We start from the raw sequence: 22,858 nt of genomic DNA, 5'->3' as shown, positions 1-22,858 counted from the left end.
TATTCGGTAAAGATTGCCTTCAGCGCAGCACCGCGCTGGCTTCGGCAGCCTTGATCAGGCGCACCGCGTCTTCGGCCAGCAGGAAACCCTGGGCCTGCGCTTTCTCGGCGGCTTTGCGCACGGCGGCCACATAGCCCTCGTGCGAGCCGTAGCGCTCCTGCAGCGACAGGCGCGGGTCGCCGTTGGCACCGCGCTCTTGCGCCGTGCGGGCAAAGGGCACCATGCCGCCCACGTAATTGCAAATCTGCCCCTGGTGGAATGGCCGGGCACCGCCCGCCGTGATGTTCCAGCCCAGGTAAGTGCCCAGCGGCGCTTCGAGCAGCACCACCGGCACGCCGCCCAGCTCATTGCCGTCGGCGTCCACACGCGGCGCCAGCATGGCCAGCACCCGGCGGATGGGCGGCGGCGCATTGGATGCCACGCCCGAGCCATCGGCAGGGTTGAACGCGGGGCCCCAGTCATAGTCAAGCACCGGCATGATGAAGTCCGGCTCGGGCACGGAGGGGCGCAACTGCGGCAGCGTGGGAAAGCCGATGCCTTCCTTGGTGGCCAGCGCCAGCGTGCCGCGCGGCTCGCCGGCACGCGGCGCCAGGGTAGGCCAGCGGCTGGGCGGTGGCTCGGCGCCACGCATCACCCAGTTGCGAAAGTGCACGCGCAGCGCGTTCACGGTTTCGGTATGCGGCACCGGGTTGGCGGGTAACACACCCGTGCCGAAATTGTTGCCCGGGCAACTGGCGCCTGCCGTTGGAAGGCCCACGCCCGGCAGGCTGGTGTCAAAGCCCCCTGCCCCGCCGCCGTGGCTGGAGCTGGCAATGTAATAGCGCCGCACGTTGGCAGGCAGAGGCAGGTCGGCCCTGGCATCGGTACCCACCCATTCGGGCGTAAGTTTCAGGGCCCAGACCTCGGCCGAGCCAAAGTGCTCGACGATTTTCGGGCAGGTCTTGCTGGCTTCGCAACGATCAAGAATGCCGCTGGCCGGCCCACCGCGCACCGGGTCGGCCGCGCGTGCCCACCACTGCGGCCCTTCACTGCCGGCCTGGTACAGCTCCAGCACACCATCGGGCTGGGCCCAGCGGAAGTTCAGCGCGATGCGCCGGCCCGCAATGATGGGCCAGAGGCCGTCATGCACCTGGCGCCCGGCCTCGTCCCGGTTAAAGCCCAGGTGCAGCCAGCCGCGCAGAAAGTTGCCGGACTGCGAGACGCCCCGGCCAATGCTGTGGGTCACCACCCCAGCCACCGGGTTCGGTGTGCCCGCGTCATCCGCCCTGGCCGTCTTGAAGAACACCCCCATATCGCGCCAGGCGGCAAAGCCCACGCCCAGCAGGTAAGGATCGGCGGCCTTGAACACTACCTGGTAGAGCTTGCTGGCATCGAAGCCGTTCTTCAGGCAGATCTGCGTTGCATCAGGCACGCCGGGAAAAGGATTGGCTGCATCGCATTTGGCCCAGGCCCAGTCGGCGGAAGGAATCACTGTCTCGCCGGTCACATCGCCGCGGGTGGATTCAGCCGTGCGCGACACCAGGCGCGACTGGCGCGTGTCCAGGCTCATGGGCTTGTACGGAACAGGATTTGTTTGCACGACCAGCGGTTGCGAACCCGGGCCGGTACGATTGACAATGCGGCCAAACACCTCGCCTGTGACAGGTGAGCCATCGGCGTTTCTTGCCACCGGCACCTTGAGCCAGTGGGCAAGCTCGACCGCAGCAGTGGCCCGCACCATGGTGGCGCCGGCGTTGTCGCCCTGCCAGGCGCTGGTGAGGTCAATGTCACCCAATGCACGCTCCTGCACCACATTAGGCCGGCGCAAACCACGGTTGGGCACCTCATGCCACATCAGGCCGCTGGCCCTGGCCGGATCAACCGGCTTGGTCAACACAAAGGTGGCCACGTAACGTACCTTGCCATCGGCCTCTTTGCCCAGTTCAATGTCCTGGATGATGGCATTGCCAGGCGCCTTGGGGTCCAGCTCGCCGAACGCACGGCCGGCAATCTGTTCAAAGGCCACACCACCTGACAGGTCTGCCGCCAGGGGAACGGTTTCGTCAATCACGATCCGCGTGACGCGGGCCTGGGCGGAATGTCCCAGCAACAACACGGCAGCCAGCCACGCAAGCGCCAGCCTTCCCAGCAGGTGAACGGGTCTCATGTCTGTCTCCTTCGTTTTTATCTGTCGACTGCTCGTCTGCAACTGCAAAAAACTACAAAAGCGATTCAATAGCGCCGGAAACAGCCACCTTTCCTTGGGCCAGCAAGGCGCGATGCTTGTCCAGGCGCTTGAGGTCATAGAGGTAATTCACCATCAGGCCGTACGATTGCCTGAGCCCTTTGGGCGTCGGGTCGCCCGCCCAGTTGATGCGTTCCACGCGCGCGCCGTTGCCCAGATGAAAACGTGCCACCGGGTCCAGCGGCTTGCCCTCTTCCAGGGCCCGGCCCAGGTAATGGGCGGCGCAGTGCAGCAGCATCTTTCGCACCGGCGACTTTTCGCCGAGGGCCAGTGGGTTTTCTGCGGCGGTCAGCAGGTGCCCTGCAGTAGGCGGCTCAAATCCCACCGCCCGGCCCAGGGCGGCAAGCTCCTTGTCTCCCAGCGTTTCCAGCATGGCAGCCGCGTTCTTGCCCAGCCAGCTGCGAAACCCCGGAATAGGCGAAAGGGTGGCAAAGGTCTTGAGCTTGGGAAACTCCTCTTTCAGGGTCTCCACCACACGCTTGATCAGTGAATCGCCAAAGCTCACGCCGCGCAGGCCGGCTTGCGTATTGCTGATGGAATAAAAAATCGCAGTGGTCGCACGGCTCAGGTCCGAGGGCGCTGCCAGCTCATCGAGCAAAGGCATGATGTCGCCCGCAATCGTCTCGACCATCGCGACCTCGACAAAAATCAACGGTACCTCCGGAAGACGCGGGTGGAAGAAGCCATAACAGCGACGGTCACTGTCAAGCCGGTTTTTGACGTCGGCCCATCCCTTGATGTCATGGACCGCTTCGTACTTGATCAGTTTTTCAATCAGTGATGCCGGTGAATCCCAGGTGATGCGGCGCAGGTCAAGGAAACCGACATCGAACCATGTGGAGAACATGTATTCCATTTCGACATCCAGAGCCAGCAAGCGCTTGTCGGCCTTGAGGCTGGGCTGCATGTCGGCACGCATCTCGACCAGGAACTGGATGCCGCCCGGATAGACGCTGAAGCGCTGCAGCAGACGCCGGCGCGGCGAGACTGTGGCACGGCGGTAACGCACCTCGGCCACTGCCTCTTCGGGTGTGCCCACTGCAGCCGCAAACTGCGCCTGCGCAGCCTTGACCTTCTGCGGATTGGCGACGAACTGCTCACTCATCAGCATCCACAGGTCGCGCCGGCGAGCCGGGGTGGCGCCCTGGTACCAGGCCGCAATGGCCATGGCGCGCCGGCCGCCTTCCACCTCACTCACGCGTGGGTCGATGATGGCCTGCAGCTCTTGCAAGGTGCGGCGAAGCACGCGCGGCGACAGCGCTTCATCCTTGTGGCTCAAAGTTGCTTGAAGCCTCTCGTGTGTGCTTCGCGCAGGCAGCTCGACACTCGTTGCTATCTTTTTTGTAGCTGCTTGCGCACGTTCTGATTGCCCTGCAGCCGTTTTTTCTGTAAGACCTTTCTCGCCTGCCGTGAGCCGCGAAACGTTGCGGCTGAGCCAGTCTGCGGCGCTCATGAGGCCACCCTGGAGCGCTGGCTGCGGGAAAGGTCACGCAGCGCTTCGCGCTGGCGCGTCAGGTGCGTGCGCATGGCTGCATCGGCACCTTCGCTGTCCCGGCTTTTGAGGGCCGCAAACACCGTCATGTGTTCTGAAAGACTTTGCGCCAGCCGCCCCGGCGCGTGCAACTGCTGGAGCCGCGCCAGCTTCAATATTTTTCGCAGGTCCGCAATCGCCTGCGCGAGCCAGCGGTTGTTGGCCAGCAGGATGATGGCCTCGTGAATGGCGAAATTGGTCGCGTAATAGTCATTGATCCGGCCGGCTTTGGCGTGGCTGTTAAGCCGCTCATGCAAAGTAGTGAGCGCAGCCAGATCGGCGTCGGTGGCATTGCGTGCCGCCTCATAGGCGCAGCGCCCCTCCAGCAAGGCGATGACCGGAAAAATGTCGTCCAGGTCTTGCTCGGTCACCTCGTTGACAAAGCAACCACGCCGGGGTTCGTGGCGGAGCAGCCCTTCCGAGGTCAGCACCTTGAGCGCCTCGCGCAGCGGCGTGCGGGAGATTTCCAGCCGTTCGCATAGCGCCACCTCATCCAGGAAACTCCCGGGCGCCAGCTGACCCGCAAAAATCTGCTCCCGCAGGGTATTAGCGACCTCCTGATGCAATGAACTCTGGACCAGACGCATGACAGACCCCTTTTGACTGGCTGACGCAATGAACCCAAATACACAAGACATCCACCGAATCCGGCAACTGCGATGGCCGGTACGTCCCGAAAAACCACCTATTTCCCTACAACTGCCCCAGGCAGCTTCCAAAATTATCAGAATTTCGGTGGTAATTTCAAGTAATTACACGTAATTATGAAAGCTAAAAAGCAGTCAGGCAAGTGACCTGTGCCCGAAAACGACAGGGAGAAACCCTAGCACCCCGACGCGGGAGGATCAGAGCACCAGGCAGTCCTGACGCCCTGAGCTATCGCCACAAATCAATAGCTGCCTGCGATGGATTTTCGGGGTTGACCCTGCCGGGAAGCCCACACCCAGAGCCAGACACCCGCTGCGATCATGGGCAAGCAAAGCCATTGGCCCATGCTCATGCCCAGGGCGAGGATGCCGAGGAAGTCGTCGGGCTCACGGAAAAACTCGGCGATGAAACGAAACACACCATAGCCGACCAGAAAAGCCCCGGAAACCTGCCCCACCTTACGCGGCTTGCGCGCGTACAACCAGAGCAGCACGAACAGCAACAGGCCCTCCATCAGGAATTGATAGATTTGTGAGGGGTGACGCGGTTGCATGGCGCCGCTACCCGGAAATACCATGCCCCAAGGCAAGGCCGGGTCGCTGAAGCGGCCCCAGAGTTCACCGTTAATGAAGTTGCCGACGCGCCCCGCCGCCAACCCGGTGGGTACACAAGGTGCGACGAAGTCCATGACCTGCAGCCAGGGCCGCTGGCGCGAGCGGGCAAACCACCATTGCGAGGCCAGCACACCCAGCATCCCGCCGTGAAAGCTCATACCGCCCTGCCACACAAAAAAGATCTCAAGCGGATGCGACAGGTAGTAACCGGGCTTGTAAAAAAGGCAGTAACCGAGCCGCCCACCGATCACCACCCCCATGACGCCCAGGAACAGGATGTCTTCAATGTCCCTGCGCGACCAGGCGCCGGGGCCGGTGATGGACGCATAGGGCTCGTGGCGAAGGCGCCGCGTAGCCAGGAAGAAGAAGAGGCCAAAAGCCGCCAGATATGTCAGGCCATACCAATGGATGGCCAGGGGCCCCAACTGCAGGGCAACCGGATTGATTTGCGGATGAATAAGCATGGGCCGTATTTTTGCATGCGGGGCTCGTAGGAAAGGGCTTACAGCGAGCCCGCTCGCATAAACTGGGAGCAACGCCGTACAGGATCAAACCATGCGTCATTTATTCTGTTTTACCGTTGTTTCAGGCTTGGGTTTGTTGTGCATACAACCCGCTGCGGCACAGGTCTACCAATGCCTTGATTCGGCCAGCAAAAAGGTGTTTTCACAAACGCCCTGTGCGACCAGTGGCGGTGGCAATGAAAAGCTCATTGTCCGCGCACCGGCCCCTGCCGCGGCACCAGCATCAACTGACGGCACACCTGTAACAGGCGTGCCCGGCGTGCTTTATGGCAATGGCAAAGCCGCCGCGGCACCCAAGGATTGGGCGGCGGAAAACGCTGCGGCGAATGCACGGGCAGCTGCTGCTGACCGATCCAGCGGCGGATCGCGCCAGGCCATGCCCTCGGCACTGGGCGGCCTGCGCAAAGGCGGTGCCCAAACCCAGGCGCAGGCCTCCGACAAACAGATCATTGCCAATTGCGAAGCCAACCACGGCGCCCGCTGCAGCAGTGCCGGCGAAATAGCCCAACGAAGAATGGAGCAGCGCGAACTTACCGCCGCAGAAAGGCAGCAGCAGCAAAATGCGGTGGCGGCGCGCCGGCAACGCGAACGGGAAGAAGCCTTCGAGCGGTCTATGCGCCGATAAAGGCGATAAAGCGGGCAAGCGCCGGGTTGGCGCTGGCCCGCGGCCAGACCAGACTGGTCTCACAACCAGGCACCACGGCCAAAGCTCCCCGCGCACCATTACGCATGGAAGGCCTGCCAACAGGCAGGCTGCGATACACCACACCAGGGCGCTGAAACTGCCGCACGCTCTCGGGAACCCAGGCCACGCCGAGCCCGGCGGATACCAGGTTCACGATGGTCTGCATCTGGATGGCTTCCTGGGCAACCTGCGGCAATTGCCCTGCGGCGTGATACATCGCAAAAATCGCGTCGTAGAGTGACGGAACGATTCGCCGCGGAAAGATCACTAAAGACTCGCCCAGCAGATCAGGGAGCGCAAGCGTCGCCTTGCTTGCCAGCGAGTGCTGCCCGGGTAGCGCCACCACCAACGGGTCCTGGCTGATGCGCCGGCAGGCCAGGCCTGGCGGCGCGAAACCAGGGGAATGCAGCATGAAGCCCGCGTCGATCTCTCCGCGCTCAAAAGCCTGCAGCTGCACGTCGCCGGTCGCCTCTATCAATTCCAGCTGCACCTTGGGGTATTGCTCGCGAAAGGCCAGCACCCAACGCGGCAGCAATTCAAAACCGACCGTAGACACAAAAGCCAGCCGCAAGCGCCCGGCCTCGCCGTCCGCGCTGGCGCGCGCATATGCTGGAAGAGCCAGCGCACGTGTCAGCAGGTCCCGCGCTTCGGGCACCAGGGCAGCACCTGCCGTCGTGAGCTGCACGCTGCGCTTGGTGCGGTCGAACAATCTGAGGCCCAAATGCGCCTCCAGCTGCGCAATGGCCTGCGTGAGCGGCGGCTGGGTCATGTTGAGGCTTTTGGCAGCGCGGCCGAAGTGAAGCTCCTCGGCCACTGCCAGGAACTGGCGCCACAGGCGAAGCTCGATCAAGGGCGGTTTACGGGAAGCCATGCCCGTGGTGCCGAGAACATCTTTCATATGCCATACATATTAATAGATGATTAATAATGGATTAGAAAGAATCAGTTAAAGCACGCATACTCTGTTTCTCCCGATGCATGCCCAAGGTCAAACACGGGCAAGCCACAGTAGCCAACACCACAAGACACCCCATGGAAACCAAAACCGTCAACATCGTTGCCAACCCACGCAGCAGGAACATCACCGAGGGCAAATCGCGCGCGCCCAACCGCTCCATGTACTACGCCATGGGCTACGAGGCCGACGATTTCAAAAAACCCATGATCGGCGTGGCCAATGGGCACAGCACGATCACGCCCTGCAACAGCGGCCTGCAAAAACTGGCCGACGCGGCAATTGCCGGTATCGAGGAAGCTGGCGGCAACGCGCAGGTATTCGGCACACCCACGATTTCCGACGGCATGGCCATGGGCACAGAGGGCATGAAGTACTCCCTCGTGAGCCGCGAAGTGATCTCCGACTGCATCGAGACCTGCGTGCAGGGCCAGTGGATGGACGGCGTGCTGGTGGTTGGTGGCTGCGACAAGAACATGCCGGGCGGCCTGATGGGCATGCTGCGCGCCAACGTGCCGGCGATCTACGTCTATGGCGGCACCATCCTGCCAGGCACCTACAAGGGCAAAGACCTGAACATCGTCAGCGTGTTTGAAGCCGTGGGCGAAAACGCCGCCGGCCGCATGAGCGACGAAGACCTGCTGCAGATCGAGCGCCGCGCCATTCCGGGCACCGGCAGCTGCGGCGGTATGTACACGGCCAACACCATGTCCAGCGCTTTTGAAGCGCTCGGCATTTCGCTGCCCTACTCCAGCACCATGGCCAATCCGCATGACGAGAAAATGAACTCGGCCAAAGAGTCGGCCAAGGTTCTGGTTGAAGCGATCAAGAAGGACATCAAGCCGCGCGACATCGTCACCAAAAAAGCGATTGAAAACGCCGTGGCGGTGATCATGGCGACCGGCGGTTCGACCAATGCCGTGCTGCACTTTCTGGCCATCGCCCACACGGCCGGTGTCGAATGGACGATTGACGACTTTGAACGTGTGCGTCAGCGCACACCCGTGCTGTGCGACCTGAAACCGTCCGGCAAATACCTCGCAGTCGACCTGCACCGCGCAGGCGGCATTCCCCAGGTCATGAAGACGTTGCTGGTTGCGGGACTGCTGCACGGCGACTGTTTGACAATTTCTGGCCAAACCATCGCCGAGACTCTCAAGGACGTTCCTGAAGTGCCACGTGCCGACCAGGACGTCATTCGCCCCATCAATAACCCCATGTATGCACAGGGCCACCTGGCCATCCTGAAGGGCAACCTTTCGCCCGAAGGCTGCGTGGCGAAGATAACCGGTCTGAAGAATCCCGTCATGACCGGTCCGGCCCGTGTATTTGATGATGAACAGTCTGCTCTGGCCGCCATCCTGGCTGGCAAGATCAAGGCTGGCGACGTGATGGTGCTGCGTTACCTGGGCCCCAAGGGTGGGCCAGGCATGCCTGAAATGCTGGCTCCCACCGGCGCGCTGATTGGCGCCGGCCTGGGCGAGAGTGTGGGCCTGATCACCGACGGCCGCTTCTCGGGCGGCACCTGGGGCATGGTGGTTGGCCACGTGGCACCCGAAGCTGCGGCTGGCGGCAACATCGCCTTCATCAATGAGGGAGATTCGATCACCATCGATTCGAAGCAACTCCTGTTGCAGCTGAATATCAGTGATGCCGAATTGGCCAAACGCAAGGTCGGCTGGAAAGCCCCAGCGCCACGCTATACCCGCGGCGTCCAGGCCAAGTTCGCTTTCAATGCATCAAGTGCCAGCAAGGGTGCGGTGCTGGACGACTATTGATTTGATCCTCCGAAGCCCAAAGAGCCCGTGAAGTTACAGACTTCACGGGCTCTTTGCTTTGGGGCCAGCTGCCAGTTGCGAAAACCGGGTAACTTGACTGGCGCCTTAGCTAGTTGTGCTGTATCAGCTATTTCTTTTTCTTCGCCGAAAGCATGCCCATGGCGTCGCGCTGTTTGTCGATGCGGTCTTGCCTGCGTTTGTCCATCTTGTCCACTTCCCTGCGTTTGGTATAGCCCGATGCATCCGCCCACCACCACCAGAGAGCTGCAAGCGCGAATGGACAAAGCACAATCCACCAGCTCAATGTGGCAACGGGACCGATTTCGAGATACTTCAGTGCCAATGCAGCAATTCCAACCAATAGAAAAAACATCTGTAACTCCTCTGAATATGTGATGGTTTGGCCGGGTCAACCCTTGAAACCCAGGTCAACCGGCACCACTACAATGACGTTAATTGACTGTAACCGAATCCACAACTCCCCACGAGGACAATCCATGAAACGCATTCTTTCGGTCATCGCTTCCATGGCTGCAGTTTTTGCAGTATCAACCCCTGCGCTGGCGGATCTGCAACTGGCAACCGCAAAAAACTGCATGGCTTGCCACGCCGTTGACAAGAAACTGGTTGGGCCCTCCTACAAGGATGTCGCAGCCAAATATGCAGGGCAAAAAGACGCAGCCGACAAGCTGGCCGCCAAAGTCATCAAGGGTGGTTCAGGCGTCTGGGGCCCGGTGCCCATGCCAGCCAACGCCCAGGTAAGCCCAGACGAAGCCAAAAAACTGGTTGCCTGGATCCTGACCCAGAAATAACCGAGGGCTTCTGGCCAAAAAAAGCCCGTCAATGACGGGCTTTTTTTATGCCGGCTTCAAAATCACTGCTTTTCAGACAGCTGATCAAGAATGGCAGGGTTTTGTGGCCACGTCACATCGCTTCGCGATATGAGTGTCCCCCACCTGCCCCAGCTTCGCTGACGCGGCTACGCCACGTTCTCGATCACTGCTTTTCAGACAGCTGATCGAGAATGGCAGGGTTTTCAAGCGTCGAGGTGTCCTGGGTGATGGTCTCGCCCTTGGCGATGCCGCGCAGCAGGCGGCGCATGATCTTGCCGCTTCGGGTCTTGGGCAGGTTGTCGCCAAAGCGGATGTCCTTGGGCTTGGCGATCGGGCCGATTTCCTTGCCCACCCAGTCGCGCAGCTCCTTGGCAATCGCCTTGGCTTCTTCACCCGTCGGGCGTGAACGCTTGAGCACTACAAAGGCCACAATGGCCTCGCCCGTCAGGTCATCGGGCCGCCCCACCACGGCGGCCTCGGCCACCAGCGTAGAGTGCGCTACCAGCGCCGATTCGATTTCCATGGTGCCCATGCGATGGCCCGACACATTCAGCACGTCATCGATGCGGCCGGTGATGCGGAAATAGCCGTTATCGACATTGCGCACTGCCCCGTCGCCGGCCAGGTAAATCGTGCCGCCCATTTCTTCGGGGAAGTAGCTTTTCTTGAAGCGGTCAGGGTCGTTCCAGATCGTGCGGATCATGGACGGCCAAGGCCGCTTGACGACCAGCATGCCGCCCGCGCCATTGGGCAGGTCCTTGCCGGTTTCATCGACGATGGCGGTCATGATGCCGGGCAATGGCAGCGTGCAGCTGCCGGGCACCAGCGGCGTGGCGCCGGGCAGCGGCGTGATCATGTGGCCACCGGTTTCGGTTTGCCAGAAGGTGTCGACGATGGGGCAGCGCTCGCCACCCACGTTCTTGTAGTACCACATCCAGGCTTCCGGGTTGATCGGCTCGCCAACAGAGCCCAGGATGCGCAGGCTGCTCAAGTCGGAGCGGGCCGGATGCACCTTCTCATCAGCCTCGGCGGCCTTGATCAATGAACGGATGGCCGTAGGCGCCGTGTAGAAAATCGTGACCTTGTGTTTTTCGATCATCTGCCAGAAGCGGCCCGCATTCGGGAAGGTCGGTATTCCTTCAAAGATGATCTGCGTTGCGCCGGCAGCCAGCGGGCCGTAGGCCACGTAGGTGTGGCCGGTGATCCAACCGATGTCGGCGGTGCACCAGAACACGTCGGCGGGCTGGATGTCGAAGGTCCAGTCCATGGTGAGTTTGGCCCAGAGCAGGTAGCCACCGGTGCTGTGCTGCACGCCCTTGGGCTTGCCGGTCGAGCCCGAGGTGTAAAGGATGAAAAGCGGGTGCTCTGCGCCGACGAACTCGGGCTCACACACCGGCGCCGCTTTGGCAGTTATTTCGTGCATCAGGCTGTCGCGGCCGGCCACCATGTTGCAGGCAGTGGCGGTGCGCTGGTAGACGATCACGTTCTTGATTGACTCGCAGCCTCCCATCCCAATGCCTTCATCGACGATGGCCTTGAGCGGCAGCTCTTTGCCGCCACGCAACTGGTAATTGGCGGTGATAACGGCCACGGCGCCGGCGTCCTGAATGCGCTCCTGGAGGCTCTTGGCCGAGAAGCCGCCGAAAACCACCGAATGCGTGGCGCCTATGCGCGCGCAAGCCTGCATGGCCACCACGCCTTCGACCGTCATTGGCATGTAGATGATGACGCGGTCGCCCTTTTTGATGCCGGCGCCTTTCAGCGCGCTCGCAAACTGGCTGACCCTGGCATGCAATTCTTTGTAAGTGACGTTGGTGACCTTGCCGTCGTCGCTTTCAAAGATGATGGCTTTTTTGTTTTCGACCGGTGTACCGAGATGGCGGTCCAGACAGTTGTAGGAAGCGTTGAGTTCACCATCGGCAAACCACTTGTAGAACGGAGCATCGGACTCATCCAATGTCTGGGTGAATGGCTTCTTCCAGCTCAGGTTTTCGCGCGCCAGGCGAGCCCAAAACCCTTCAAAGTCCTTCTCGGCTTCGGTGCACAGCGCCTGGTAAGCCGGCATACCCGAAATACGCGCGGCCTTTACGGTGGCCGGTGTCGGCGGAAAGATGCGATTTTCAACCAGGGTGGATTCGATCGCGGATGAAGGGGCGCTCATTGGTTTTGTCTCCTGTTTGTCACTGAATGCGTGGTACTGTCTTCTGCCGCACTTACAAGCCACTGACTGGCTTGAACCTTACAACTTCTGCAATTCAGGGGGTACCTGCACTCCCCCTACAATGCCGCAAACCCCCAGCTTACGCCATCATGACTGAACCCACCCAATCCCCCACTCCCGCCAAAATTTCGCCCCTGCGCCCCTTGCCCAACCTGATTTTTGCCAGCCGCTGGCTGCAATTGCCGCTGTACCTCGGGTTGATCGCCGCGCAGGCCGTGTACGTGCTGCACTTTCTGGTGGAGTTGTGGCACCTGATTGAAGCCGCCTTCGGCAGCCAGACCGCACTGCAGTCGCTGATCACCAGCATCGGCTACAAGACCTCCACGCCCATCGTGTCGCTCAACGAGACGGTCATCATGCTGGTGGTGCTGGCGCTGATCGACGTGGTCATGATCTCGAATCTGTTGATCATGGTGATCGTGGGCGGCTACGAAACCTTCGTGAGCCGCATGAACCTCGAAGGCCACCGCGACCAGCCCGAATGGCTGAGCCACGTGAACGCCTCAGTATTGAAAGTGAAGCTCGCAACGGCCATCATCGGCATCAGCTCCATCCACTTGCTGAAGACCTTCATTAATGCCGACAATTACACCGACAGGGTCCTGATTGCGCAAACGGTGATCCACATCACCTTCCTGTTGTCGGCGATTGCGATCGCCTACACCGACAAGATCATGTCCGCGATCGCCGCACAAAAGCATTGACCGCGTCACGCCGGGCGGTCCTAGCCCGGCGCCTTTTCGGCAGCGCTTGTGCGCAGCAGCATCAGCGCACCCAGCACCCCTGACAACAACGAACCGCACAGCACACCCAGCTTCAGTTGCGTCTCGTATGCCGCATCCTGGCCGGCGAATGCGAGCGCACCGATGAAAAGGCTCATGGTGAAGCCCACGCCGCACAGCAGGCAGACTCCGAAAAACTGGCTCCAGCCGGCCCCTGCAGGCAAGCGAGCACCGGCAAAGCGGATCAACAGCCAGGAAGCGCCAAACACGCCGACAGCCTTGCCCACCAGCAGGCCTGCGGCGATGCCCAGGGGCACGCTTTGAAGGAGCGTTCCTGGCGTCACACCCTGAAGCGACACCCCTGCGTTGGCGAAGGCAAACATGGGCAACACAGCAAAAGCCACCCAGGGGTGCAGCGTATGTTCAGCTGTTTTAAGCGGCGAACCGTCTTTGCCGTCTGAAAGGGGAATCGCCAGCGCAGTAATGACGCCCGCCAGCGTTGCATGAATGCCGGACTTGTAAACAAAGAGCCAGATTACCAGGCCCACTGCCACGTAGGGCCCTATGGCCATCACCTTCGCCCGGTTAAAGGCCAGCAAGAGCAACCCACCGATCCCGGCGGCCAACAACGCCATCACCGACAAACCCTCGGTGTAGAAAAACGCAATGATCAGGATGGCACCCAGGTCATCAATGATGGCGACAGCGGTCAAAAACACCTTGAGCGATGCCGGCACGCGGCTACCCAGCAACACCAGAATGCCCAGCGCAAAGGCGATGTCGGTGGCAGCCGGAATCGCCCAGCCGCGCATCGCGACCGGGTCGCCAGCATTGATCGCCATGTAGATGAGCGCCGGCGCCACCATACCGCCCAACGCGGCACCTGCCGGCAACAGCGCCTGAGCAGGTGAGGCCAACTCGCCCTCAATCAGCTCGCGCTTGATCTCCAGGCCCACCAGAAAGAAAAACACCGCCATCCACAGGTCATTGACCCAGTGTAATAACGACTTGGAGAGCACCAGCAGATCACCACCTACCCGCAGTTCGCCTGGCAGTTGCACAAACCGGTTGTAAACCTCACTCCATGGCGAGTTGCTCAGCAGCAGCGCAGCCACAGCGGCCAGCGCCAGCACCACGCCCGAAAGCGATTGCGAATTGATGAACTGGTTGAGGGTACGGTGGACAAGCTTCAGCATGCCCTATTGTCCCAGACCCGCAGGATGGCGGCCCATCGCGCCGCAGGCTCCGGGCCGCAATGCTGCTCTCTATTGCGCGGACTGCGGAAGAGGACCGAAGCTGGGAGCCTTGTCGGAAGCAGCCGCAGGCAGCACGGCCTTTTCCATCTCGGCACGCCGCATCGGGCGCAGCACATACCAGGCCATCAGCGCCGCAATCGCATTCATGACGCTGCCAACAATAAAGACAGCGTGCCAGTTGCCGGTCATCGCAGTGAGCACACTGGACAGTGGAACCAGCAGCGACGCCGTACCCTTGGCGGTGTACAGCAGGCCGGCGTTGGATGCGGCGTACTTGGAGCCAAAGGTATCGGCGCAGGTTGAGGGAAAGAGGCTGTAGATTTCGCCCCAGGCGAAGAACACCATGCCCGTCAGTACCACGAAGGCAACCGGGTTGTGGCCAAACTGATAGAGCGCCAGGATGCCCACCGACTCGATGCCAAAGGCGATCAGCATCGTTTTTTCACGGCCGATCTGGTCCGACACCCAACCAAAGAACGGACGGGTGAGCCCGTTAAGCACGCGGTCAATGGCCAGGGCAAATGTGAGCGCCGGCAGCGCCAGACCCATGATGCTGACGGGCACGTCGCCGACGTTGAAATCCTTGGCGATAGGTCCGAGCTGGGCCGTAGCCATCAGCCCGCCGGCCGCCACCATCACGAACATGACGTACATCACCCAGAACACCGGTGAACGCAGGACTTCGGACGGTGTGTAGTCGCGCCGGCTCTGCTGCACATTGATCGTGGAGATCGAGCCGCTCTTGGCCAGGTTCGCCGGTGCCCGCGTCAACAGGAACGACACGACAAATACGATCACGCCCTGAATGATCCCGAAGTACAGGAAGGCAGACTGGTAGCCGCTGCCCTTGATCATGGCCGAGATCGGAAGAATAGTGAGCGCGGAGCCCGCGCCAAAACCTGCAGCCGTGAGACCCGCAGCCAGGCCTCGGCGATCCGGAAACCACTTCAAGGCATTGCCGACGCAGGTACCGTACACCGCACCCGCGCCAACGCCACTGATCGCAGCAGCGATGTAGAGCAGCATCAGTGAATCGGCAAAGGAATTGATCACCCAGCCCACGCCGCAAAGAATGCCACCGACCATGACCACCGGACGTGGCCCGAAACGGTCGACGAGATAGCCTTCAATCGGCACGAGCCAGGTTTCGGTCAACACAAAAATCGTGAAGGCCACCTGAATGGCGGCCTTGCTCCAGCCGTGCTTGTCGGCAATCGGATTCACAAAAAGGGTCCAGCCATATTGCAGGTTGGCAATCATCGCCATGCAAACGATGCCCAAGAGAAGCTGTATCCAGCGATGGGCGGTGGATGGCGCACGGGTTGCCGTAGTGGCGTATGTCATTGATGTCTCCTGTCGCTTTTATGCCGTGGAAATTGCAATTGCAATCGTTGATGCTGTTGTTGTGAGCGGATTGTGAGAGCGGACATTTATGAGCCCATTGACCGCGATCAAGTTTGAAAAAAACTTTACACATCGCTCAAAAAAACGAAAGCGAGTTGAAAGAATCGTGCAATCCCAAACCCCGGCCACTGCGATGGATTTGATTTACAGAATGGGGAGTGCGCGTGTTAGCGGCGCTGAGCCTGAGCGCGCAATGCAGAATCAGCAAGTGTCCGGCATTGCACCGGCGGCACTGAAAAGAAAACAAGAGAAAAAGAGCAACCGCGTGGTGCGGTCTACTGCCGGCGGCGCAAACCGCCCGGCAGCAATCAAATTAGCGGGCCCGCAGCGCGCTGATAAAAATAGACAGCGGCGTAGCAGCAATCAACTCACGCAGCACAAGGCGTACGCGCGCAATGGCGGCGGGCCGGGCAATCCTCAAATACAAGGCGAAGGCGGTCATGAATTTCCTTTGTGGCGTGAACATTCACGGGTGCAATCTTAGGGTAAACCCTTGAATCCTTCAACCCACCAGCTCCCCCCCAAACCGGGTGTGGTCAGCGTCAGCCCACCATTTTTTCAGGCCGCACCCAGGCATCAAACTGCTCGGCCGTGACATGACCGGAAGCCAGTGCCGCATCGCGCAGGCTGCTGCCTTCCTTGTGGGCCTTCTTCGCGATGAAGGCGGCCTTGTCATAGCCGATGTGCGTGTTCAGCGCCGTCACCAGCATCAGCGAGCGGTCAACCAGTTCGGCGATGCGTTCGCGATTCGGCTCGATGCCCACGGCGCAATGGTCGTTAAAGCTCACCATGCCATCGGCCAGCAGGCGCACGCTTTGCAAAAAGTTGTGCGCCACCATGGGCCGGAACACATTGAGCTCGAAGTTACCCGAGGCACCGCCGAAGTTGATGGCCACATCGTTGCCGAACACCTGCGCCGCCAGCATGGTGACGGCTTCGCTCTGCGTCGGGTTGACCTTGCCCGGCATGATGGACGAGCCAGGCTCGTTTTCGGGAATGCTGAGTTCGCCGATGCCGCTGCGCGGGCCGCTGGCCAGCCAGCGCACGTCGTTGGCGATTTTCATCATGCTGGCGGCCAATGTCTTGAGGGCGCCGTGCGCATGCACCAGGCCGTCGACCGAGGCCAGCGCCTCGAACTTGTTGGGTGCGGTCACAAAAGGCAGGCCCGTGAGCGTGGCCAATTCGGCCGCCACTTGCTCCGCATACCCCTTCGGTGCATTGAGCCCCGTACCAACGGCGGTGCCGCCGAGTGCAAGCTCATACAAATGCGGTAAGGCCGCGCGGACATGCTTTTCACCATGGTCCAGTTGCGCGACATAACCCGAGAACTCCTGGCCCAGGGTGAGTGGTGTCGCATCCTGCAGATGGGTACGTCCAATCTTCACGATGCTGTCGAAGTCTTTGGCTTTTTGCGCCAGCGTCGCGCGCAACTTCGCAATCGCTGGCAGGAGCTTGTGGGTCATGGCCTCCACAGCCGCCACATGCATGGCGGTAGGAAACACATCATTGGACGACTGGCTGCGGTTGACATCGTCATTGGGATGCACCAGGCGGCCCTCGCCGCGCTCACCGCCCAGAATTTCGCTGGCGCGATTGGCCAGCACTTCGTTGACATTCATATTGGTCTGCGTGCCGGAGCCCGTCTGCCATACCACCAGGGGGAATTCGTCCGCATGCCCGCCCGCGATCACCTCGTCGGCTGCGGCCACGATGGCTTTGGTTTTTTTCTCGTCCTGAAGGCCCAACGCTTGGTTGACCCTGGCCGATGAGCGCTTGACCTGCGCCAGCGCCTTGATGATTTCGCGTGGCTGCTGCTCGCCCGAGATGTCGAAATTCTGCAGCGAGCGCTGCGTCTGCGCACCCCAGAGTTTGTCGGCCGGCACCTCGATAGGGCCAAAGGTATCGCGCTCCGTGCGCGTGCTGCTTGTCGTCATGGAAATATCCTGCGCGTCAAAAAAGATGGTTAAGAGTCCTAGTATGACCGCAGACGAGAAAGATTCTCATCTGAAGGGTTTTGGATCCTCTCGCCCGACATGCCCGAGTCGCCCGCCCAAGGGCGGATAATTGCGGGGTTTGCCCGAAATTTCCCCGAAACGCCCTCATAACGACGACCCACCATGACCACGATCAAGCAAGCCGACCTCATCGAATCCGTAGCCGCTGCCCTGCAGTACATCAGCTACTACCACCCCACCGACTACATCGCGCACCTGGCTCGCGCCTATGAGCGCGAGCAAAGCCCGGCCGCCAGGGACGCGATTGCACAGATCCTCACCAACAGCAAGATGAGCGCGACGGGCCAGCGCCCCATCTGCCAGGACACCGGCATCGTCAACGTGTTCCTTAAAGTCGGCATGGACGTGCGCTGGGAAGGCTTCACCGGCAGCATTGACGACGCTATCAACGAAGGCGTGCGCCGCGGCTACAACCACCCTGACAACACCTTGCGCGCCTCCGTGGTGGCTGACCCGCAGTTCGACCGCAAGAACACCAAAGACAACACACCGGCCGTGATCTTCACCGAGCTGGTGCCCGGCAACAAGATTGACGTCACCGTGGCGGCCAAAGGCGGCGGTAGTGAAAACAAAAGCAAGATGGTCATGCTCAACCCCGGCGACTCGGTGGTCGACTGGGTGCTCAAAACCGTGCCCACCATGGGCGCCGGCTGGTGCCCGCCCGGCATGTTGGGCATCGGCATTGGCGGCACCGCCGAAAAAGCCGTGCTGATGGCCAAGGAAAGCCTGATGGACGACCTGGACATGTACGAGCTCCAAGCCAAATCGTCTTCTGGCGCCAAAATGACCAAGACCGAAGAGCTGCGACTTGAACTGTTTGAGAAGGTCAACGCGCTGGGCATAGGCGCGCAAGGCCTGGGCGGCCTCACCACCGTGCTCGACATCAAGATCAAGATGTACCCGACGCACGCCGCCAGCAAGCCTGTCGCGATGATCCCCAACTGCGCCGCCACGCGCCACGCGCACTTCGTGATGGACGGCAGCGGCCCGGTCTACCTGGACCCGCCTTCGCTGGATCTCTGGCCCAACGTGAACTGGACGCCCGACTACAAGAAGAGCAAAAAAGTCGATCTCAATACGCTCACGAAGGAAGAAGTTGCCAGCTGGAAGCCCGGCCAGACCTTGCTGCTCAACGGCAAGATGCTGACCGGCCGCGACGCCGCGCACAAGCGCATTCAAGACATGCTGGGCAAGGGCGAAAAGCTGCCGGTGGATTTCACCAACCGCGTCATCTACTACGTCGGCCCGGTCGATCCAGTGCGCGATGAAGCCGTAGGACCTGCCGGCCCGACCACTGCCACCCGCATGGACGGCTTTACTGAAATGATGCTGGCCGAGACCGGTTTGATTTCAATGATCGGCAAGTCCGAGCGCGGCCCGGTCGCCATCGAAGCCATCAAGAAGCACAAGAGCGCCTACCTGATGGCCGTCGGCGGTGCGGCCTACCTGGTCAGCAAGGCCATCAAGACCGCCAAGGTGGTGGGCTTTGCCGATCTGGGCATGGAAGCGATCTATGAATTCGACGTGGTTGACATGCCGGTGACCGTGGCGGTGGATGCGGGCGGCACCAGCGCGCACATCACCGGCCCGGCCGAGTGGCAAAAGAAAATCGCCACCGGCGAGTTCAAAAACATTCCCGTCGCAGCCGCGTGAGCGAAGGCCATGCCGGCGCCGACCGGCCGGTCGGCGTGTTCGACAGCGGCGTGGGTGGCCTTAGCGTCTTCAAGGCATTGCGGGCCGAATTGCCCGCGGAGTCCTTCGTCTACCTGGCCGACGCGGGCTTCGCGCCTTATGGCGAGCGCGGCGACGCTTTTGTCATTGAGCGCACACGCGCCGTCGTGCGCAAATTGCGCGAAGAGCATGCGATCAAGGCACTGGTGATCGCGTGCAATACCGCGACGGCGGCCGCCGTTCACCTCGTACGAACCGAGCACCCGGACTTGCCGCTGGTCGGCGTCGAGCCGGCACTCAAGCCGGCCGTCGCGTTGAGCAGGACAGGCCGCATCGGCGTCATGGCGACGCGCGGCACGGTGGCAAGCGCCAAGCTGCGCGCCCTGCACGATTCGCTGAAAGGCCAGGCCGAGTTCATCCTGCAGCCGTGCGACGGGCTGGCCGATGCGATCCAGAACCATGATGTTGCGCAGATCAGTGCTTTATGCCGTGGATACACGCAAGCGATCGGGCCCTTCGGCGGCCAAGCCGGGCAGGTCGATACCCTGGTGCTGGGCTGCACGCATTACGCCTTCGCGTGGGACACACTGCAGAAAATGGTGGGCACCGACGTCCGCCTGATCGAGACCGGCGAGCCGGTCGCGCGGCAGACCCGCCGTTTGCTCGAAGCCGCCGGGCAGCTGCGGCAAGGCGACGCACCCGGCCATATCACTTTGCTGACAACGGGTCAGCAGGAGTCGCTGAACGCAGCCGCGCGACGCTGGCTGGGCCTGCAGCTATAGCACCGCAGCGCCGGCCGGACTCGCCGGCGCTGGTACGCATCGACTCGGTGATGAGCCGAATCCGTTGAAGCAACTGAAGTTATTGCGGCTTCAGTCCCACGTTACGCGCCAGGGTGCGCCAGCGCTCCGACTCCGCCCGAAGGAATCCACGCAACTGGTCGCGCGAAGTACCTTTCATTTCCACGCCCAAAGCGGACATACGTTCCACCACCTTGAAATCCGACATCGCACTCAGGAGTTCGAGGCGAAGCCGCTCGGTGACTTCAAGCGGCGTGGTCGCTGGCGCAACAAGCGCCCACCACTGCGCAACATCCATGTTCTTCAAGCCGAGCTCAGTCATCGTCGGCAAGGAGCGCAGGATGGGAACGTCCGAACGCTTGCGACCCGTCACTGCGAGCGCCTTGACCTTTCCGGAGGCCATCAGGCTGGAGCCGGTCGCCAGCGTGGCGAAGTAAGAAGACACCTGGCCGGCAGCCAGGTCCACCATCGCCGGCGCGCCGCCGCGGTAAGGCACCATGTTGAACTTGATTTTGGTCTCCTGGGAAAACAGCTCGCCCACCAGATGGCTGATAGACCCTGTGCCGCTGTTCGCCATGGCAGGTGGCCCACCCTTGGCGGTCGAAGAAGTTTTCAGGAAAGTCTTGAAGTCGCTGTTTTCGGGGCCCATGCCGGTAAACAGCACCATGGGCGATGTACCCACCAGCGTGATCGGCGTGAAGTCGCGCAGCATGTCGTAAGGCAGGTTGGCAACAACTGCGGGCGCGTACACGTGCGACAACTCCACGATCGCCAGCGTATAGCCATCGGGTGCCGACTTGGCGGCCTGGTCAATCCCCACGTGGCCCGCGCCACCCGGCTTGTTGTCGACGATCACGGGTTGCTTCAGCCCTTCGCTCAGCCGCTGTGCCAGCACGCGGGTAATGGCATCGGTGCTGCCGCCCGTTGCCCAGGGAACGATGATCTTGATGGGCTTGTCGGGGTAGGCAGCCCATGCGGGCGCAGCGCCAAGCGCCAGGGTGGCTGCGGAACCAGCAAGCAGCGTGCGCCGCTTGATGGGGAATGTTGAAACTGACATGAACTCTCCTTGCATTGATCGGATACGCGAGACAACCCCACCTCCTCGTGGGCATCGTCAGCGTCCGGCGAGCGTACACCGCAGATGACGCATGCACCGTGTTACCACGCAGATACAGCCGCTACTTGTGGCTCGCGTCCAACGTTTTCGCGCGTTTATTTTTTGTGATCTCGCGACACCGCAAATTCATATGCGCATACTTTTCAGCAAAGTAATTAAAAAGTCTGCAGCGCATTCGCGGATGCGTTTTTCCCCGGAATTTCGGCCGTTCGCTTTTTCAGGCGGCGCTTAAATTTCCCGATCGGCACGCGCGGCGGGGATAGCCGGGTCCGCCGCGCTGCGAATCAAACCGAGGTTGGATTTCAGCATCTCGAACACCTTGCGTGTCACCGGGTTAATGACATTCTTTCGAACGAACAGGTAGTAATCAAGCTCAGGCAAGCGCGGCAGTCCATCGTTTTCGCCCAGCACGCGCAGGTCGCTGCCCGCCATCTCGATGCCGCGCGCAGTCACACCCAAACCCGCACGCAGTGCAGCCTTGATGCCGATCAGGCTGGAAGCGGTATAGCTCGGCGACCAGGGAATTCCGGCAGCGTCCAGCGCCTCTCGCGCCAGCCTGTGGAACACGCTGGGGCCCTCCACCAGAATCAGTGGCACCGGCTTGGCGCGGTCATGTACGTAGCTGGCTGAGCACAACCACACCGTGGGTGAGGTACGCAGCACCACGCCGTCGAGCGCCGGGTCGTTGCGGTTGGAGATGGTCATGTCGATCTCGCCGCGCTTGAGGGATTCCATCAGGAAAGGGCTGCGCCCCACATGGATGTCGAGCTGCAACAGCGGCGAAGCACGCGCCACCTGTGCCAGCAGCGTCGGCAGCATGGTGTCGGCCACGTCGTGCGGCGCGCCTATGCGCAGTACCCCCTCCAGGTTGCCTTGCTGCAGGCTGCGCAAGGCATCGTCATTGATGGCCAGCAGGTGGCGCGCGTAACCGAGCAGCTTTAACCCATGCGGCGTCAGGCGCTTCTGGCGCCCATGCTTTTCAAACAGCGGGTGGCCGATCTGGTCTTCCAGCCGCTGCATTTGCTGCGTCACCGCCGATTGCGTTTTGCCCAGCTGCACGGCGGCGCTGGCAAAGCTGTCCTGCTCATCAATGGCCACCAGCGCTCGCAGCAATTCCAGATCAAGGGTTTTCATTTCCAGGCGTTTTGTAAATATCTACTTATTACAAATGCTAATGTATTTATCTCTATTTCTGAGTTGTTTCAGAAATACGAGTTGACTATATTAGGCCAAGTAAACCCAAAACCTCACTCAGGAAGATGCCCATGACCGCAGCAGCCGAGCGCAACCAGGTAGTTGGTGCCGCCATTCAAAACATTAAAATTATTGTTGGGAGCGGCGAGGCAAATCGTCAGTCGCTGGCCAAAGTGCTCGCGGTCCTGAACCAGCTGGCCGGCCAGAAGGAGCTGTGGAGCGCCACGGATTTCGCTGCGCCCGAAAGCCCCGAACTGCAGGCGCGCTACCTGATCGCTGAAGACGCCGACCAGAGCTTCGCGCTTTACCTCAACGTGATGCGTCCCGGCAAACGCATCGTGCCGCACAACCATACGACCTGGGCCTGCATCAGTGCCGTGGAAGGCTCCGAGATCAACCGCGTGTACGAACGCCAGGACGATGGCTCAGTGCCGGGCAAAGCACAGCTCAAAGAGGTCAACTCCGTCGTGGTCGAGCCCGGCACGGGCATTGCCCTGATGCCCGAAGACATCCATTCGGTGGAGATTCCGGCCGGCCAGGTGATACGCCACTTGCACATGTATGGCCGCGCGCTTGAAACGCTGAACACGCGCACCGGCTACGACCTGGAAAAAGGTACGTACGAAACCATGGGCATCGGCGTGCAGACGCGCCGCTGAACACCCG

Annotated in this window: 20 protein-coding genes; 8 read left to right on the top strand and 12 right to left on the bottom strand. The window is 61.1% G+C overall.

Annotated elements, in window-relative coordinates; all coding sequences use genetic code 11:
- Window positions 1-19 precede the first annotated feature (19 nt).
- The 4 genes from AC1DYQ_RS02360 to lgt all read right to left on the bottom strand — a co-directional run bounded on the left by AC1DYQ_RS02360 (window position 20) and on the right by lgt (window position 5,481).
- On the bottom strand, window positions 20-2,146 hold the full coding sequence (locus tag AC1DYQ_RS02360; RefSeq protein ID WP_477685406.1) for an alpha/beta hydrolase domain-containing protein: 2,127 nt from the start codon (window positions 2,144-2,146) through the stop codon (window positions 20-22).
- Window positions 2,147-2,198: 52 nt separating this feature from the next.
- On the bottom strand, window positions 2,199-3,677 hold the full coding sequence (locus AC1DYQ_RS02355) for a malonyl-CoA decarboxylase domain-containing protein (protein WP_477685405.1): 1,479 nt from the start codon (window positions 3,675-3,677) through the stop codon (window positions 2,199-2,201).
- Complete coding sequence (locus AC1DYQ_RS02350; RefSeq protein ID WP_457280332.1) at window positions 3,674-4,342, bottom strand: GntR family transcriptional regulator; 669 nt, start codon at window positions 4,340-4,342, stop codon at window positions 3,674-3,676. Before AC1DYQ_RS02350 ends, AC1DYQ_RS02355 begins: the two co-directional genes overlap by 4 nt.
- 302 nt (window positions 4,343-4,644) lie before the next feature.
- On the bottom strand, window positions 4,645-5,481 hold the full coding sequence (lgt, locus tag AC1DYQ_RS02345) for a prolipoprotein diacylglyceryl transferase (RefSeq protein ID WP_477685404.1): 837 nt from the start codon (window positions 5,479-5,481) through the stop codon (window positions 4,645-4,647).
- 91 nt (window positions 5,482-5,572) lie between these two features.
- Between lgt and AC1DYQ_RS02340 the strand changes: the two genes are divergently transcribed.
- On the top strand, window positions 5,573-6,166 hold the full coding sequence (locus tag AC1DYQ_RS02340) for a DUF4124 domain-containing protein (RefSeq protein WP_477685403.1): 594 nt from the start codon (window positions 5,573-5,575) through the stop codon (window positions 6,164-6,166).
- On the opposite strand, the gene AC1DYQ_RS02335 is transcribed toward AC1DYQ_RS02340, so the two are convergent.
- Window positions 6,153-7,124: a LysR family transcriptional regulator gene (locus tag AC1DYQ_RS02335; RefSeq protein WP_477685402.1), complete on the bottom strand. Its 972-nt coding sequence runs from the start codon at window positions 7,122-7,124 to the stop codon at window positions 6,153-6,155. The genes AC1DYQ_RS02340 and AC1DYQ_RS02335 overlap by 14 nt on opposite strands.
- 134 nt (window positions 7,125-7,258) lie before the next feature.
- Between AC1DYQ_RS02335 and ilvD the strand changes: the two genes are divergently transcribed.
- Window positions 7,259-8,959, top strand: coding sequence for a dihydroxy-acid dehydratase (gene ilvD / locus AC1DYQ_RS02330; RefSeq protein WP_477685401.1), 1,701 nt, complete (start codon window positions 7,259-7,261; stop codon window positions 8,957-8,959).
- A gap of 127 nt (window positions 8,960-9,086) precedes the next feature.
- On the opposite strand, the gene AC1DYQ_RS02325 is transcribed toward ilvD, so the two are convergent.
- Window positions 9,087-9,332 carry a TIGR04438 family Trp-rich protein gene (locus AC1DYQ_RS02325; RefSeq protein ID WP_477685400.1) on the bottom strand — a complete coding sequence of 82 codons (246 nt, stop codon included), beginning with the start codon at window positions 9,330-9,332 and terminating at the stop codon, window positions 9,087-9,089.
- A 124-nt stretch (window positions 9,333-9,456) separates the two neighbouring features.
- Between AC1DYQ_RS02325 and AC1DYQ_RS02320 the strand changes: the two genes are divergently transcribed.
- Window positions 9,457-9,771: a c-type cytochrome gene (locus AC1DYQ_RS02320; protein ID WP_457280326.1), complete on the top strand. Its 315-nt coding sequence runs from the start codon at window positions 9,457-9,459 to the stop codon at window positions 9,769-9,771.
- Window positions 9,772-9,955: 184 nt separating this feature from the next.
- On the opposite strand, the gene acs is transcribed toward AC1DYQ_RS02320, so the two are convergent.
- Window positions 9,956-11,953: an acetate--CoA ligase gene (acs, locus tag AC1DYQ_RS02315; RefSeq protein WP_477685399.1), complete on the bottom strand. Its 1,998-nt coding sequence runs from the start codon at window positions 11,951-11,953 to the stop codon at window positions 9,956-9,958.
- Window positions 11,954-12,102: 149 nt separating this feature from the next.
- On the opposite strand from acs, the gene AC1DYQ_RS02310 reads away from it, so the two are divergent.
- A complete protein-coding gene (locus tag AC1DYQ_RS02310; protein WP_477685398.1) occupies window positions 12,103-12,717 on the top strand; it encodes a YqhA family protein in 615 nt (204 codons plus the stop codon).
- 20 nt (window positions 12,718-12,737) lie between these two features.
- Here the strand turns inward: AC1DYQ_RS02310 and nhaA are convergent, their stop codons facing one another.
- A complete protein-coding gene (gene nhaA / locus AC1DYQ_RS02305; protein ID WP_477685397.1) occupies window positions 12,738-13,931 on the bottom strand; it encodes a Na+/H+ antiporter NhaA in 1,194 nt (397 codons plus the stop codon).
- 69 nt (window positions 13,932-14,000) lie between these two features.
- Window positions 14,001-15,335, bottom strand: coding sequence for an oxalate/formate MFS antiporter (oxlT, locus tag AC1DYQ_RS02300; protein ID WP_477685396.1), 1,335 nt, complete (start codon window positions 15,333-15,335; stop codon window positions 14,001-14,003).
- A gap of 88 nt (window positions 15,336-15,423) precedes the next feature.
- Here oxlT and AC1DYQ_RS02295 point away from each other — a divergent pair, with 88 nt between their 5' ends.
- Window positions 15,424-15,879: a hypothetical protein gene (locus AC1DYQ_RS02295; protein ID WP_477685395.1), complete on the top strand. Its 456-nt coding sequence runs from the start codon at window positions 15,424-15,426 to the stop codon at window positions 15,877-15,879.
- Window positions 15,880-15,937: 58 nt separating this feature from the next.
- Here AC1DYQ_RS02295 and fumC read toward each other — a convergent pair whose 3' ends face one another.
- Window positions 15,938-17,329: a class II fumarate hydratase gene (gene fumC / locus AC1DYQ_RS02290; protein ID WP_477685394.1), complete on the bottom strand. Its 1,392-nt coding sequence runs from the start codon at window positions 17,327-17,329 to the stop codon at window positions 15,938-15,940.
- A gap of 183 nt (window positions 17,330-17,512) precedes the next feature.
- Here fumC and AC1DYQ_RS02285 point away from each other — a divergent pair, with 183 nt between their 5' ends.
- Complete coding sequence (locus AC1DYQ_RS02285) at window positions 17,513-19,063, top strand: fumarate hydratase (RefSeq protein ID WP_477685393.1); 1,551 nt, start codon at window positions 17,513-17,515, stop codon at window positions 19,061-19,063.
- Window positions 19,060-19,863 carry a glutamate racemase gene (gene murI / locus AC1DYQ_RS02280; RefSeq protein ID WP_477685392.1) on the top strand — a complete coding sequence of 268 codons (804 nt, stop codon included), beginning with the start codon at window positions 19,060-19,062 and terminating at the stop codon, window positions 19,861-19,863. Before AC1DYQ_RS02285 ends, murI begins: the two co-directional genes overlap by 4 nt.
- A 79-nt stretch (window positions 19,864-19,942) precedes the next feature.
- On the opposite strand, the gene AC1DYQ_RS02275 is transcribed toward murI, so the two are convergent.
- Together AC1DYQ_RS02275 and AC1DYQ_RS02270 are read right to left on the bottom strand one after the other, a co-directional pair.
- Window positions 19,943-20,938 carry a Bug family tripartite tricarboxylate transporter substrate binding protein gene (locus AC1DYQ_RS02275; RefSeq protein ID WP_477669045.1) on the bottom strand — a complete coding sequence of 332 codons (996 nt, stop codon included), beginning with the start codon at window positions 20,936-20,938 and terminating at the stop codon, window positions 19,943-19,945.
- Window positions 20,939-21,226: 288 nt separating this feature from the next.
- Window positions 21,227-22,132, bottom strand: coding sequence for a LysR substrate-binding domain-containing protein (locus tag AC1DYQ_RS02270; RefSeq protein ID WP_457280316.1), 906 nt, complete (start codon window positions 22,130-22,132; stop codon window positions 21,227-21,229).
- 131 nt (window positions 22,133-22,263) lie between these two features.
- Between AC1DYQ_RS02270 and AC1DYQ_RS02265 the strand changes: the two genes are divergently transcribed.
- Window positions 22,264-22,851 carry a cysteine dioxygenase family protein gene (locus AC1DYQ_RS02265; protein WP_477685391.1) on the top strand — a complete coding sequence of 196 codons (588 nt, stop codon included), beginning with the start codon at window positions 22,264-22,266 and terminating at the stop codon, window positions 22,849-22,851.
- Window positions 22,852-22,858: the final 7 nt, after the last annotated feature.

This window comes from Polaromonas sp. P1_F4, assembly GCF_056405675.1.
Note: the sequence above shows the minus strand (reverse complement) of the source record. Positions and strands in the feature narration are given on the sequence as shown.

Bases quoted from the DNA above. Each gene is read 5' to 3' on its own strand.
- AC1DYQ_RS02360 (WP_477685406.1), bottom strand. From the start codon at position 2,146: ATGAGACCCGTTCACCTGCTGGGAAGGCTGGCGCTTGCGTGGCTGGCT.
- AC1DYQ_RS02355 (WP_477685405.1), bottom strand. From the start codon at position 3,677: ATGAGCGCCGCAGACTGGCTCAGCCGCAACGTTTCGCGGCTCACGGCA.
- AC1DYQ_RS02350 (WP_457280332.1), bottom strand. From the start codon at position 4,342: ATGCGTCTGGTCCAGAGTTCATTGCATCAGGAGGTCGCTAATACCCTG.
- lgt (WP_477685404.1), bottom strand. From the start codon at position 5,481: ATGCTTATTCATCCGCAAATCAATCCGGTTGCCCTGCAGTTGGGGCCC.
- AC1DYQ_RS02340 (WP_477685403.1), top strand. From the start codon at position 5,573: ATGCGTCATTTATTCTGTTTTACCGTTGTTTCAGGCTTGGGTTTGTTG.
- AC1DYQ_RS02335 (WP_477685402.1), bottom strand. From the start codon at position 7,124: ATGAAAGATGTTCTCGGCACCACGGGCATGGCTTCCCGTAAACCGCCC.
- ilvD (WP_477685401.1), top strand. From the start codon at position 7,259: ATGGAAACCAAAACCGTCAACATCGTTGCCAACCCACGCAGCAGGAAC.
- AC1DYQ_RS02325 (WP_477685400.1), bottom strand. From the start codon at position 9,332: ATGTTTTTTCTATTGGTTGGAATTGCTGCATTGGCACTGAAGTATCTC.
- AC1DYQ_RS02320 (WP_457280326.1), top strand. From the start codon at position 9,457: ATGAAACGCATTCTTTCGGTCATCGCTTCCATGGCTGCAGTTTTTGCA.
- acs (WP_477685399.1), bottom strand. From the start codon at position 11,953: ATGAGCGCCCCTTCATCCGCGATCGAATCCACCCTGGTTGAAAATCGC.
- AC1DYQ_RS02310 (WP_477685398.1), top strand. From the start codon at position 12,103: ATGACTGAACCCACCCAATCCCCCACTCCCGCCAAAATTTCGCCCCTG.
- nhaA (WP_477685397.1), bottom strand. From the start codon at position 13,931: ATGCTGAAGCTTGTCCACCGTACCCTCAACCAGTTCATCAATTCGCAA.
- oxlT (WP_477685396.1), bottom strand. From the start codon at position 15,335: ATGACATACGCCACTACGGCAACCCGTGCGCCATCCACCGCCCATCGC.
- AC1DYQ_RS02295 (WP_477685395.1), top strand. From the start codon at position 15,424: ATGAGCCCATTGACCGCGATCAAGTTTGAAAAAAACTTTACACATCGC.
- fumC (WP_477685394.1), bottom strand. From the start codon at position 17,329: ATGACGACAAGCAGCACGCGCACGGAGCGCGATACCTTTGGCCCTATC.
- AC1DYQ_RS02285 (WP_477685393.1), top strand. From the start codon at position 17,513: ATGACCACGATCAAGCAAGCCGACCTCATCGAATCCGTAGCCGCTGCC.
- AC1DYQ_RS02275 (WP_477669045.1), bottom strand. From the start codon at position 20,938: ATGTCAGTTTCAACATTCCCCATCAAGCGGCGCACGCTGCTTGCTGGT.
- AC1DYQ_RS02270 (WP_457280316.1), bottom strand. From the start codon at position 22,132: ATGAAAACCCTTGATCTGGAATTGCTGCGAGCGCTGGTGGCCATTGAT.
- AC1DYQ_RS02265 (WP_477685391.1), top strand. From the start codon at position 22,264: ATGACCGCAGCAGCCGAGCGCAACCAGGTAGTTGGTGCCGCCATTCAA.